Origin of the sequence: Streptomyces sp. NPDC005648, from assembly GCF_040605395.1 — a bacterium.
In the GTDB taxonomy this organism is placed as follows: domain Bacteria; phylum Actinomycetota; class Actinomycetes; order Streptomycetales; family Streptomycetaceae; genus Streptomyces.
Genome location: NZ_JBEXCS010000005.1, coordinates 144,673 through 157,453 on the forward strand (window position 1 = coordinate 144,673; position 12,781 = coordinate 157,453).

The window sequence follows — 12,781 nt, forward strand, 5'->3', positions numbered from 1 at the left end:
AACTCCTACGGGTAGCTGGTCAGGTCGGCGACATTGGTGCCGGAGTTCGACGGGCCCCCGGTGTTGTTGACGATGTGGCTGATGGTGCCCGTGCCGCCGAGGGAGACCGTCACCATGCTGGTGAAACGGACGCCCGAGGTGTTCGGCGCCTCGATCGCGCGGGCGGCGACGACACCGGGGTCGGCATTGAAGTAGCAGTAGCTGCCGAGGCCGTAGGCCTGGTGGCTGGTGACCGAGCCGGCGACCTTGTAGGCGGCGTAGCCCTGGGTGGAACCGTTCATCCAGGCGGCCTGGTCGGGCGGGTCGTACGGCATCTCGTTCTGGAAGAAGTAGGTGCGGCCGCCGTTGCCGTTCCAGACCGTCTGGTACTTCTGGAAGTGCTCCACGAACAGGCCGTACAGGGTGACGTCGTCGCCGTTGACGATCAGCCCGGTGTCCGCGGTGTTGCTGGTCCAGCCGACGCCGCTGCCGTGGTCGGCGCGCCAGATCCACATGTGGTCGCCGATCACGTTGTCGCTGTTGACGACGAGGGCGGTGGTCGTCCTGCCGACACCGGCGCCGCCGACGCGGAAGTACACGTCGTGCAGGGAGGCCGGGTCGGCGGTGTGGGACGCGGCGGAGCCGGCCGGCCCCATCTCCAGCAGGGACGGCGAGTTGGTGGTGCCGGCGTCGAAGAGCAGGCCCGCGATCTTCACACCGTCGACGTCGGCGACCTTCATCGCGGTGATGCCGTTGTCCGGGACGAAGGTGGCCAGTCCCAGGCCGAGTACGACCGTGTCCGCGCGGTCGATCCGCAGGGTCCGGTCGAGATGGTAGACGCCTGGGGTGACCAGGAGGTTCTTGCCGGCGGCGAGCGCGGAGTCGATCTGGGAGGCGGTGGCGCCCGGCTTGACGACGTAGAAGCTGTCCAGCGGGAGCGAGGTGCCGGCCGGGTTGCCGCTTCCCCAGCTGGTGCCGGTGGAGTCGGAGCGCACGGACGGCACGAACACCTGGTAGGCGCCGGCGCCGTCGACGTACAGGAACGGCTTCTCGCGGGAGACCGGGCTCTGGGCGACCGTGGTGTACGGCGGACGGGGGAAGCTGGTGGCGGGCACGCCCGTACTGCCGGTGAAGACCATGTTCCAGTTGGCGCCGGTCCAGCCGCCCAACTGGGAGTTGCGGGTCAACCACTGCTGCTGCGAACCGGAGTCGACCCGGCCGTCGATCCCGCTGTCGGCGATGAGGCCGCCGCTGGACCAACCGCCGTCGTCCAGCGCGAGGTTGCCGCGCAGATGCATCCGGCGGTACGGCGCCGCCTGCGAGACCGCCCAACGGTCGCTGCCGCCGGTCGGGTTGACGGAGAGGTTCTCCGCGCCGCGCCAGAAGTTCTGGGTGGCGTTGCCCTGGAACCAGTCCGCCTCGGCGTGCACCGCGCCGTTGATCGTGACCGCGTCCGGTGACAGGCCGAGGCCCGAGACCTGGGTGTAGAAGCCGACGTTGACATCGGCGCTGTAGGCGCCGGGCTTGAACAGCACGGCGTAGCGCTGGGCGCCGAACTGGTTGGTCTCCTGCTGGTGGAAGACGGAGTCCAGCCTGCCCTGGATCGCCGACGAGGACATCGACGGGTCGAGGACGAGGACGTTCGGGCCGAGATCGGGGTTCGCGGCCGACTGGGTCACGGGGACCACCTGGAAGCGCTGGGCGGCGGTGCCGTTGCAGGTGTACTGCACGAACTGCACGCCGTCGGCGGTCGAGGCGCCCGGGTCGTCCAGACACTTGCCGCTGTTGCGGTTGACGAAGTGGTAGGCGCCGCCGCCGTCGTCCACGGGCAGCCACTGCTGGTTGGCGCCGCCGCCGTAACTCCAGAGGTGGACCTGCGCGTTGTCGGCGGTGGAGACATCGGCGACGTCCACGACCTGGCGGGTGTCGTTGGCGTTGTTGATCCGCACGTATCCGTCGCCGGCGGCGGTGAGGCTCCACTGCTGGGCCGCGGTGCCGTTGCAGCCGTACTGCTGCACGACGGTGCCGTTGGCGGTGGCGGCCGATCTGGCGTCGAGGCATCTGCCGCTCGCGGCGTTCATGACGGTCGCGAAACCCGTGGGCAGGGCGGAGGTCGCGGCCCGTGCGGGGGCGCCGGTGAGCAGGGCGGCGGCCGTGACGGCCACCAGGGCCGCCGCGGCGTGTCTGGCGCGACGGGGTGGGGAGGACAGGGGTCCGGCCATGAGGGGGCGGCCTTTCGTGGGGGGTGGGTCGCCCGGTGAAACTAGAGGTCCGGACCACTTACGTCAAGGCGTGAAGTAAGAGTTGAGGAAAGAGGGTTGAGCGTGCGGCCCGGCGGCCCGTCCTTGCCTCTCGGCTCGCCTGGGGGTGGTCCCGGTCAGTCGGCCGGCAGTCCGTAGGCCCGGTCGTAGTGCGTGGCCACCAGGTGTCCGGCCGCGTCGCAGGAGATCTGCCAGTCGTTGACGCCGGTCTCGCGGCCGTCGGTGAAGTTCCAGAGCAGGCGGCCGGTGGCGCTGTCGACGGCGAAGAAGCCGTCCTTGTTCTCCAGGGCCGGGACGTAGACGGTGTGCGCTCCGACGGCGATCGGGTTGTCGACGTTGAGCCGGGGCGTCTCGCAGAACCAGCGCCGGGAACCGGTCTCCGCGTCGAAGGCGTAGACGCCGTAGGGGTCGTTGCCCGTGGCGTAGACGGTGTCGCCGCCCACTCCCAGGGACGCGAACAAGCCGTGCTCGGCCTTCGCACGCCAGCGGAGCCTGCCCGTGCTCAGCTCCAGGGCGATCAGCTCCGAGCCGATGGCGAAGACCGTCCGGCCGAGTACGGCGAGTCCGGGGCGCAGGTCGTAGCCGACATGGTGCCGCCAGCGCAGGCTGCCCCCGTCCGTGGTGTTGCGGACCGCGACGTTGCGCAGTCCGTCGGCGTAGACGAAGTACTCGGAGGTGACGACCGGTTGCAGCGGGACGCCGACGTCCTCCGGGCTGATCGGGATGACCAGGGCCCGGCGGGCGCGCAGGTCGACGCCGAAGACCGCGCTGTTGGACGTCGCCACGCCCTGTTCCGACGACCGGCGCTGCAGCCGGGTGCCGAGGACGGACAGCGCGTAGCCGCTGTAGGTGCCGAGCAGTTGGTTGAACTGGACGTCCTGGCCGAAGTCGAGGGCGAAGTTCTGGGCGCCGCTGGTCGGGTCGACGCCGATTACGGTGGCGCCGGTACCGAGCGCGACGGCGGAGCCGTAGGTCAGCAGCACGGGAGTGGGCGAGAGGCTGATTCCGGGATAGACCCACTTGGGCCGGGAGCCGTTCTCGACGTCCAGACAGATCATGTCGCCCGGCCTGCCCTTGAGCAGGGCCGTACCGGCGTTGAAGACGGCCGGTGTCTGCAGCAGCGGGTCCCCGCGGTAGACCCAGGTGGGCTCGGGGGCCCGACCGCGCGGCCGCACCGGGCGGGCGCTCGTCGCCCGCCGGGAGGCGAGGAGGACCCCGCCCCCGACGACCGCCGTCCCGACGACCGCCGTCCCCACCGTCGCGGCCAGGATCGCGCGACGGGACAGGGCGGGGCGGGCGCGACGGTGCACGGGGGGCGTGGCGGGGCCGGGCGAGGGTCTCTCGGGTGACGCCGGGTGGCGGTGGAGGGACTCCGGTGCGGGTGCCCCGGGTGCCCCGGGTGCCCCGGGTGGCCCGGGTTTCACGGTGGTGAGTGGCGAGCCGCCGATGCTGTCGGTCTTCCACTCGGTCACGCCCCCGACCGGGGCGGCGGAGTGCGTCCGGCCCACCGCGCCGTCCACGCCGATGACCGGTCGGTGCGCGGGCCGGGTCGCCGTCGCGTGGGCCGAACTCTGCCGGTCGGTGGCCGACGGCACCGCGTCGGATGTGTCGGGGCACCGCGTGGGAGCAGGCGCCTGGGCGAGGAGGCCGAGATCCGCGACGGCCGCCTTGTGCCCGGCGATCGCGGCCGCCACGGGCGTGGGCAGCCAGTCGCCCGTGAACAGCTGTTCCACGCCGCCGGGAGCACAGGCCGCGGCCAGCCGGTCGGGGGTGATGCGAAGAGCGGGGTCCTTGGCCAGACAGAGACTGACGATCTTGTCGAGGGGCTCCGGCACCCCGGCGAGGTCCGGTGAACCGTGCACCACCTGGTACAGCAGGGTGGCCGCGGCGGCTCCACTGAACGGAGGGCGTCCGCACGCGGCGAACGCCAGCACCGCCCCGAGACAGAAGACATCGCCCTCCGGTCCCATGGGGTCGCCGGTGGCCTGCTCGGGGCACATGTACTCGAGGGAGCCGAACAGACCGCCGGTTCCGGTGAGCTGATAGCCGTCGCGGGCGCGCACGATGCCGAAGTCGATGACCCGGGGGCCGTCCTCGGCGAGCAGCACGTTGGACGGCTTGAGGTCGCGGTGCACGAGCCCTTCGGCATGCACCGCGCTCAGCGCCTCCGCGATGCCCGCGCCGAGGGCGAGGACCGACTCCAGCGGCAGCGGCCCGTGCGCGGCGACGGCCTCGGCCAGGGTGGGGCCGGGTATGTAGGCGGTGGCGAGCCAGGGCGTCTCCGCGTCCGGGGCCGCGTCCACCACGGGGGCCGTGAAGACACCGCCGACCGCCGCCGCGGCCGCCACCTCGCGCCGGAAGCGGATGCGGAAGTTCTTGTCCTCCGCCATCTCGGAACGGATGACCTTGACCGCCACGATGCGGCCGTCCGCCGAGGCCGCCAGGTAGACCCGCCCCATGCCGCCTGCTCCGAGCCGAGCCACGAGTCGGTACGGGCCCAGCTGTTCGGGATCTTCTGGGCGAAGTGGCTTCATTGCCTCAGCCGCCTGTTCTGGGTGGTGGCGGGCGGCAGTGGTGCCCGCTGTGTGGGGATGAGGGGCCCGGAGGGGGCTGGCACCACAGTAGAGGCTGAAGCGACATGTGAGGTCTCGCCCAGCGGTCGTCCGCGTTTACCGATAAGTAGATGACCAGCCCTTCTCCCGCTGTTCCAGGGTGATGTGATGGGTCGTCAGGTGACTGGTGACTCGTGTCTGTACAGCGGGAACGGTGCGCGATACGCAACAAGGGGCCGCCGGAACGGCTGTAGAGGCCACAGATCTCTCATGTGTCGAAGCTCACCCCGAGCTCGCCCGGCCCGTGGTCACCGAAAGTGGATAGATTGCTCCGATTGGTAGGGTGGCGGTCATGACACCTGGCGCCCAGCATCCCGACGCCCCCGCTCCCCAGCCGCTGCGCAGCGATGCCGAGCGCAATCGGGAGCGGATCGTCGCGGCGGCCCGCAAGGTGTTCGCGCGCGACGGACTGGGCGCCTCCATGGCGTCCGTGGCGCGTGAGGCCGGGGTCGGGATCGCCACCATGTTCCGTCGCTTCCCCACCAAGGAGGAGCTGGTCGACGCCGTCTTCGCCGACCGGATGGACGCCTACGCCCAGGCCGTCGCCGTCGCCCTGGACGACCCCGACCCCTGGCACGGATTCGTCGGTTACATCGAGGCCGCCTGCGCGATGCAGGCCGCCGACGTCGGCTTCGCCGATGTGCTCACCGCGGTGTTCCCCGGCGCCAAGGCCCTGGAGCGGCGGCGCGACGAGGCCTACGAAGGGATGGTGCGGCTCATCGGCCGCGCCAAGGAGACCGGACGCCTGCGCGAGGACTTCGACCCCTCGGACCTGGTGCTGCTGCACATGGCCAACGCCGGAGTCGTCAGCTCCACCGGCGACGCCGCCCCCGACGCCTGGCGTCGCGTCGCCGCCCTGTTCACGCAGTCCTTCGAGGCCCCGGCCCGCGGCCCCCTCCCGGCCTCGCCTCGGCACGAAGCCCTGTACCAGGCCATGCTGCGCACCGCCCCGGCGGGCGCGGGCGCGCCGGCGCCCGATAAGAAGGGCTGACCGGGGGACCGGCTCACTCAGCGGACCGTCGGTCGCCCGTGCGGGCTGCGCCTTGCGGGTGGGAGGTCACGAGCGCCGCCGATCGGACTCCTCGCCCGTCTTCGCCGCGGGCTCGTACCGCTGGAGGAAGTGCTCCACGAACTCGACGGCCTCCGCGTGCCGGGTCGTCATGCCCATGGTGTTCTCCATCATGAGGATGCGGCCGAGGGCGTTCGTCAGCATGAGCAGCACGGCCGGTGTCACCTCGGCCGGCAGACGCACGTCCGTCTGTGCGAGACGGCGGGTGAGTGCCTCGAGCTGTGCCTCGCGGTAGCGGTCGGCGTAGGCGGCGAGTTCGGTGCGGATCGACTTGCGGTGATTGGCCAGTGCGGCGAACTCCGTGGTGAGCGCGTTGCCCGGGTGGCTGGCGATCCGCCACAGCGTGTGCAGCGGCCGAGGACCGTCCAGCAGACGGGCCACCCGCTCCATCTCGTGGTCGCCGCGCCGCCGGAGCATGGCGAGGAAGAGGTCGTCCAGCGTGCGGAAGTAGTACAGGACCAGCGCCGGGGCCACCTCGGCCTCACGGGCCACCCGGCGGATGCCGACGGAGGCGTACCCCTCCTCCAGCATCAGCCGCTCGGCGACGTCGAGCAGGACCTGGCGGGTCTTGGAGTTCTCGGTGCCCATACGGCGAGGCGCGGCAGTCATACGGCTCATTGTCCTTGACGGCCCCGCGCCCGCGCTGTTAAACAGTTGTTCAGCGCTCGTGTTAAACACTCGTTCAGCATGGACGGAGGGCCTGGTCGATGGCTCGTCATACGGGCACCAGAACCCCGCGCGTCGAGGATCCACGCCTGTTGACCGGCACCGGCACCTATGTCGACGACGTCGTCCGCCCCGGCCCGCTGCACGCCCGCTTCGTCCGCAGCCCGGTCACCCGCGCCCGCATCGCCGCCGTACGACTGCCCGCCGCGCTCAAGTGGATCGAGGGGCGGCAGGAGCATCTGCTCACGGCCGGCCAGGCCCGCCACGAGCACGGCGAGGCCCGTCTCGCCCCCGACCACGACGGCCGTATCCACGCCGCCACCCTCGACCACGTCCAGGACGCCGCGCTCGCCGCGCCGCTCCTCCGCGCGCTCCTCCCGCGCGGCCGCCGACGCGTCGCCCGGTGACCGGGCCTCCCCGCCGCCGTCGCCCCAGCTCACACCCGCGCACCTCACCCACCCCAGAAACGAGGTCACTCATGCCCGGACGAGTCGAAGGAAAGGTCGCCTTCATCACCGGTGCCGCCCGCGGTCAGGGCCGCGGCCACGCCGTACGGCTGGCCGAGGAGGGCGCCGACATCATCGCCGTGGACGTGTGCAGGCAGCTCGACGGCGTCACGTTTCCCATGTCCACGCCCGAGGACCTGCAGGAGACCGTCGACCAGGTGCGGAAACTGGGCCGGCGCATCCACGCCGTACAGGCGGACGTGCGTGACCACGACGCGCTCAAGGCGGCCGTGGACGACGGTGTCGCCGAGTTCGGCCGGCTGGACATCGTGGTGGCCAACGCGGGCCTCGGCAGCGGCGGCGCCACGCTCGAGGCCATGGAGGAGAAGACCTGGCGCGACATGATCGACGTCAACCTGACCGGCGTCTGGCTGTCCACCAAGGTCTCCACCCCGCACATCGTCGCCGGCGGCCGAGGGGGCTCGGTCGTCCTGACCAGCTCGGTGGGAGGCCTGAAGGCCTACCCGAACATCGGCCACTACATCGCCGCCAAACATGGCGTGGTGGGCCTGATGCGCACGCTGGCGGCGGAGTTGGGGCAGCACCGGATCCGGGTCAACAGTCTGCATCCGACCCAGGTGAGCACCCCGATGGTGATGCACGAGGGCACCTACCGGATGTTCCGTCCGGATCTGGAGAACCCCACCGTGGACGACTTCGCGGCGGTGTCCCAGGGCATGCACCTGCTCCCGACCCCCTGGGTGGACGCGGTGGACATCAGCAACGCCGTGCTGTTCCTCGCCTCCGACGAGTCCCGTTTCGTCACCGGGGTCACCCTGCCCATCGACGCCGGCGCCCTCCTCAAGTGAGTCGCACAGCAAAGGAGTTGTGCCCGTGACCACCGCCGACATCCTCCACTGGGACCCCTACGACCCCACCCTGGCCCGCGACCCCTACCCGCTGTACGCGCGACTGCGCGACGAGGCCCCGCTCTACTACAACGACCAGCACGATTTCTACGCCGTCAGCCGTCACGCCGACGTGCAGCGGGGCCTCGCCGACTGGCAGACCTTCTCCTCCGCCCGCGGCGACATCCTGGAGATCATCCAGGCGGACATCGAACTCCCGCCCGGCACCCTCATCTTCGAGGACCCGCCCGTCCACGACATCCACCGCCGTCTGCTCGCCCGGGTGTTCACGCCCAGGCGGATCGCCGCCCTGGAACCGCAGGTGCGGGCCTTCTGCCGGCGCGCGCTCGAACCGGTCACCGGCGCCCAGCGGTTCGACCTCGTCGAGGCCGTCGGCGCCGAGATGCCGATGCGGGTGATCGGCATGCTGCTGGGCATCCCGGAGGCCGACCAGCCCGCCATCCGCGACTACACCGACGAGACCCTGGGCACGGTGGACGGCGGAAAGATGAACGAGGCGGACATCCTCAGCACCGAGGCGTTCCGGGAGTACGTCGAGTGGCGCAAGAAGCACCCCTCGGACGACCTCATGACCGAGTTGATGACCGCCGAGTTCGAGGACGAGAGGGGCGTCACCCGTACCCTCACCGACGACGAGGTCCTCACCTACTGCACGGTGGTCGCCGGCGCCGGCAACGAGACCACCGGGCGCCTCATCGGCTGGTTCGGCGCCCTGATGGCCCGATACCCGCAGGCCCGGCGGGAGTTGGCCGCCGATCCGGCCCGCATCCCCAACGCGGTCGAGGAGATCCTGCGCTTCGAGCCGACCGGACCGTTCACCGCGCGGTATGTCACCAAGGACGTGGAGCTGTACGGCCGCACGGTACCGGCGGGCAGCGCCATCCTCTTCATCCAGGCCGCCGCCAACCGTGACCCCCGCCGCTTCGACGACCCGGACCGCTTCGACATCCACCGGGTTACCCAGCACCTGAGCTTCGGCGTCGGCGCCCACTACTGCCTCGGTGCGGCACTGGCCCGGCTGGAGGGCCGGGTGGCCGCGGAGGAGATCCTCGAACGGTTCCCCGGCTGGGACGTGGACTGGGACCACGCGGAGCTGGCGCAGACGTCGACCGTCCGCGGCTGGAAGACCCTGCCGCTGGTCATCGAGGGAGGGCGCCGATGACCGAGCTGTGGTCCGTCACCGTCGACAAGAGGGTGTGCGTCCGCACCGGCTTGTGCGCCGCCTCCGCGCCCGAACGGTTCGAACTCGACGAGAACGGCCAGGGGCGGGCGAGGTCCGCGACACTGCCGGCGTCCGAAGAGGTGCTGGAAGTGGCCGAGTCCTGCCCGATCGAGGCTATCTCGATCGTGGACGCCAGGTCCGGCGGAAAGGTGTTTCCACCGGAGTGACCGGTCCGGTGCGCCGCCGGGTCCCGCCCTCCCCTAGAGCGGCGCCGGGGAGGTCGCGCCCGGGATCAGCAGACGGGGGCTGCCCGTGCCGTCGGCGGGGACGCTCCACAGGTCGCTGCTGCCGACCTTGCCCTGGGTCGGCAGGGCGTAGGCGACGGTGTGGTCGTCGAGCCAGGTGGCCTGGTCGTCGACGCTGTGGCGTTCGGCCAGCGCCGTCTCCTTCAGGGTGCGCAGGTCGAGGACGTACTCGTGCCAGAGGTCGGTCCGGGACAGCACCCGCTTCTTGAAGGCGACCCGGGTCTCGTCCGGGGAGAGCGAGGGGCACTCCACGTTCTCGACCAGGGTGGTGACCTTGCGCTGGGCGAGCGAACCGCGGACCAGGTAGGTCTTGTCCGCGGTGTTGAGGGTGGCGTAGAACGTGTCGTCGTCGGAGGCGAAGGTGACGCCCCAGAAGTTGATGTCCGAGGCGTGGTAGGGCTTGCCGTCCTTCACCACGGAGAAGTTCTCCAGGCTCGGGATCAGCTTCATGGTGCGGGTGTCCAGGATCGAGGTCCGGGTCGAGAAGAAGGCGGACGAATAGGACTCGCCGGAGACGAACACGGTCCAGGCGACCAGGCGGCCGCTCGGTGAGACCCGGGCCCGGCTGGGGGTGCCCGCGAGCGGATACGCGTGCCGGGTGCGGAGGTTCGCGTCCAGCAGCAGGGCGCGGTTGCTCTGCTTGAGGACGCCGGTGGTGGACTGCAGGCAGACGCCGGTGCCGGCCGCCGCGTAGAACCGGGCGCACTTCAGGTCCGAGGCGATCCGCTTGCCCCCGGGGTCGGCGGAGGCGACCGAGGCCACCGCGGTGCGGTGCGGGCCCGCCGCGCCGTTGACGAAGGCCAGACGGCTCTTCTGGCCGAGGGTCAGCCTGCCCGCGCTGACGGTGGGGTCGCCCGCCCGGGGCCGGTCGGCGCGGTCCGCGCGGGCGGCGGCGTGCAGGACCACGGCGGTTCCCACCCCGGCGAGGAGCAGCACCGCCGTGACGAGAACGATCAGGCGGCGGCGGAGCGGTGTCATCTGGATCCTTGTGGCTGGGGTGGTCATCGGGTCTCTCCGGCCGGCCGCAGCACGAAACCGGCGACGGCCGCGCAGCACAGCAGGCCGACCGCCGATCCCGCCAGCGCCGGGCCGTCTCCCCACGCCGTCCAGGCGGCGCCGAAGGCCAGTGAGCAGCAGAACCGGGCCAGCGCCTGGCTGGTGCCGACGATGGCCAGACCGCTGGCGCGCAGCTGTTCGGGCACGATACCGGCGAGAGCGGCCGGGAGTACGCCGTCGGTGGCCGCGTAGAACACGCCGTGCAGGGCGAGCACCAGCGGGGGCAGGGCCGGGGTGTCCGGGGCCCAGAGCAGAAGGGCGTAGGCGACGAGCAGCACCGCGTGCCCGGCGAGGAACACGGTGCGCCGTCCGACCCGGTCGGCCAGCGCGCCGACCGGCACGGCCAGCAGGAGGAACACTACGGCGGTGCCCAGTGGGAGCAGCGGGAACCACTCCTCGCCGATGCCCGCGCGCCGTTGCAGCAGCAGATAGACGAAGGCGTCGCTGACGGTGGTCAGCCCCAGCAGCGCGGCACATCCGGCGAGTGCGCGCAGCCGCGGTATCCGCAGCAGCGCGAGCGCCTCGCGGAGGCGGACGGGCGGTCTGCCGTGCGGCGCGTCGGCGGCTTCCGGGCCGGGGGGCGGCGCGTCCGCGGCCTTCCCGTCGCTCGGCGCGTCCGCTGCGGGCTGTGCTGCGCCCTGCCCCCTGCCGGGCACGAACAGCACCAGTACGACCACGCCCAGCACCGCCACGCAGGTGCTCACGCCGAACACCGCGTCGTAGCCGTCCGCCGCCGCGCGCAGGATGAGGAAGGCCGTCAGGGGGCCGAGCATGGCGCCCGTGGTGTCCATCGCGCGGTGCACGCCGAAGGCCCGGCCCTGTTTCTCGGCCGGTGTGGACAGGGAGATCATCGCGTCGCGCGGGGCGGTGCGCAGCCCCTTGCCGGTGCGGTCCAGGGCGAGGACCGTGCCGAGGGTGCCGATGCTTCCGGCGATCAGGAGCAGCGGCTTGCACAGCGCCGACAGTCCGTAGCCGAGCCCGGCGAGCAGCTTGTGGTTGCGGATGCGGTCGGCGAGATGACCGCCGGTCAGCTGGACCAGCGCGCTGACGCCGTTGTAGACGCCGTCGAGCGTGCCGAAGCCCAGCGGGCTGAAGCCCAGGGTGGTGACGAGGTAGAGCGGCAGGACCGCGGTGACCATCTCCGAGGAGATGTCGGTGATCAGGCTGACCGTGCCCAGGACGAGCACGACCGGGGCGACTCGGGGCCGCAGACCGCGTCTTCGGGCGGGCTCGGTGTCGGCCTGCGCGGGCGCGGAGCGGTCGGTGAGGTACAAAGCCAGTACTCCAGGTGCGGTGCGTTCAGTTCTGCCGGCTGCTCTCGTCCCGTAGCCAGGTGCCGAAGTCCTGGGCCCGGACGGCCTTGCGGGCCCGGCGCCGGGCGGTGACCGCCGCCGCGACGAAGACCACGACACCCGGCAGCAGCCCGGGGTTCTCCCGCAGCAGGGCGATCAGATCGGCCTTGCCGGTGCGTGCCGAGGCGTCCTCCGGGCTCTTGTGCTGTTGTTCGAGCTGGGCCGTGGAGACCATGGCGCGGATCCGCCGCTTGATCAAGTCCGACCAGGTGCGCGGTGGACGGACCACGACCCGGGCGGCGTCGATCACCAGCCGTTCTTCGGGGCCGAACGCCAGCGACGCGGCCAGGTCGTCCGCCATCAGCGGGGGCAGCTCGGCGATCCGGGCGTGCCCGGCCTTGGAGACCGCGATGACGCCCCGGCCGAACAGGCCCTGGCGTACGGCGGGCAGCCGCTGCCAGACCCGGTAGTAGGCGCGCACCCGCCAGGCACAGCCGGCCAACGGGATGTTCCGTTCCGGGGCCGTGGCGAGGATACCGGACGACTCGTCCGCCAACGGCTCCGCGAGGGCCCGTACATCCGCGTCGGTGATCACGACGTCGGCGTCCACGTAGAGGCGCGGGAAGCCGCGCGCGTGGTCGTCGCCCGCCCGCAGCGCCGCGTGCTTGGAGGGCACGGGTATCTCCACCACCCGTACGCGGGGGCCGCGGGCGGAGGCGATTCGCGCTGTTTCGTCCGTGCACCCGTTGCATACGACCACGATGTCGGTGTCGTCCTCGGGTGAGGAATCGGCCAACAGTGAATCGAGGAGGCGGGCGATGACTCGGGCCTCATTGTGGGCCGGGATCACGATGCTCGTCACGGGGGCAGTATGCCGTCGGTGTCACTATTGCGACATGTGTTTCGTCCAACTGTTCCCGAGACTGCGCCGCGTGGTCTAGATTGACGGTCGCCGGACCGGTTTAGGTGGGGAACTTGTTCTTGACTGCATGTCAGGTTCGGCT

At 71.4% G+C, this 12,781-nt stretch carries 11 protein-coding genes; 5 read left to right on the forward strand and 6 right to left on the reverse strand.

Annotated features, from left to right (window positions below; genetic code table 11):
* Positions 1–5: 5 nt before the first annotated feature.
* Both ABZT17_RS04725 and ABZT17_RS04730 read right to left on the reverse strand, forming a co-directional pair.
* Entirely contained in the window at positions 6–2,201 is a 2,196-nt protein-coding gene (locus ABZT17_RS04725) for an RICIN domain-containing protein (RefSeq protein WP_356343662.1), read from the reverse strand.
* Between the two features lie 155 nt (positions 2,202–2,356).
* Entirely contained in the window at positions 2,357–4,774 is a 2,418-nt protein-coding gene (locus ABZT17_RS04730; protein WP_356343664.1) for a PQQ-binding-like beta-propeller repeat protein, read from the reverse strand.
* 370 nt (positions 4,775–5,144) lie between these two features.
* Here ABZT17_RS04730 and ABZT17_RS04735 point away from each other — a divergent pair, with 370 nt between their 5' ends.
* Positions 5,145–5,843 carry a helix-turn-helix domain-containing protein gene (locus ABZT17_RS04735; RefSeq protein ID WP_356343666.1) on the forward strand — a complete coding sequence of 233 codons (699 nt, stop codon included), beginning with the start codon at positions 5,145–5,147 and terminating at the stop codon, positions 5,841–5,843.
* 66 nt (positions 5,844–5,909) lie between these two features.
* Here ABZT17_RS04735 and ABZT17_RS04740 read toward each other — a convergent pair whose 3' ends face one another.
* Positions 5,910–6,530 carry a helix-turn-helix domain-containing protein gene (locus ABZT17_RS04740; protein WP_356343668.1) on the reverse strand — a complete coding sequence of 207 codons (621 nt, stop codon included), beginning with the start codon at positions 6,528–6,530 and terminating at the stop codon, positions 5,910–5,912.
* A gap of 98 nt (positions 6,531–6,628) precedes the next feature.
* Here ABZT17_RS04740 and ABZT17_RS04745 point away from each other — a divergent pair, with 98 nt between their 5' ends.
* The 4 genes from ABZT17_RS04745 (at position 6,629) to ABZT17_RS04760 (ending at position 9,351) form a co-directional block, all read left to right on the forward strand.
* Positions 6,629–6,994, forward strand: a complete 366-nt coding sequence (locus ABZT17_RS04745) for a xanthine dehydrogenase family protein (RefSeq protein WP_356343670.1) — start codon at positions 6,629–6,631, stop codon at positions 6,992–6,994.
* A 71-nt stretch (positions 6,995–7,065) separates the two neighbouring features.
* Entirely contained in the window at positions 7,066–7,902 is an 837-nt protein-coding gene (locus tag ABZT17_RS04750) for a mycofactocin-coupled SDR family oxidoreductase (RefSeq protein WP_356343672.1), read from the forward strand.
* A 25-nt stretch (positions 7,903–7,927) separates the two neighbouring features.
* Positions 7,928–9,124: a cytochrome P450 gene (locus tag ABZT17_RS04755; RefSeq protein ID WP_356343674.1), complete on the forward strand. Its 1,197-nt coding sequence runs from the start codon at positions 7,928–7,930 to the stop codon at positions 9,122–9,124.
* A complete protein-coding gene (locus ABZT17_RS04760; RefSeq protein ID WP_356343676.1) occupies positions 9,121–9,351 on the forward strand; it encodes a ferredoxin in 231 nt (76 codons plus the stop codon). Before ABZT17_RS04755 ends, ABZT17_RS04760 begins: the two co-directional genes overlap by 4 nt.
* Before the next feature lie 33 nt (positions 9,352–9,384).
* On the opposite strand, the gene ABZT17_RS04765 is transcribed toward ABZT17_RS04760, so the two are convergent.
* The 3 genes from ABZT17_RS04765 to ABZT17_RS04775 are packed head-to-tail and all read right to left on the reverse strand — an operon-like array spanning position 9,385 to position 12,639.
* Positions 9,385–10,407, reverse strand: a complete 1,023-nt coding sequence (locus tag ABZT17_RS04765; RefSeq protein ID WP_356343678.1) for a TolB-like translocation protein — start codon at positions 10,405–10,407, stop codon at positions 9,385–9,387.
* A gap of 23 nt (positions 10,408–10,430) precedes the next feature.
* Positions 10,431–11,759, reverse strand: a complete 1,329-nt coding sequence (locus tag ABZT17_RS04770; RefSeq protein ID WP_356343681.1) for an MFS transporter — start codon at positions 11,757–11,759, stop codon at positions 10,431–10,433.
* Positions 11,760–11,784: 25 nt separating this feature from the next.
* Entirely contained in the window at positions 11,785–12,639 is an 855-nt protein-coding gene (locus tag ABZT17_RS04775; protein WP_356343683.1) for a glycosyltransferase, read from the reverse strand.
* Positions 12,640–12,781 lie beyond the last annotated feature (142 nt).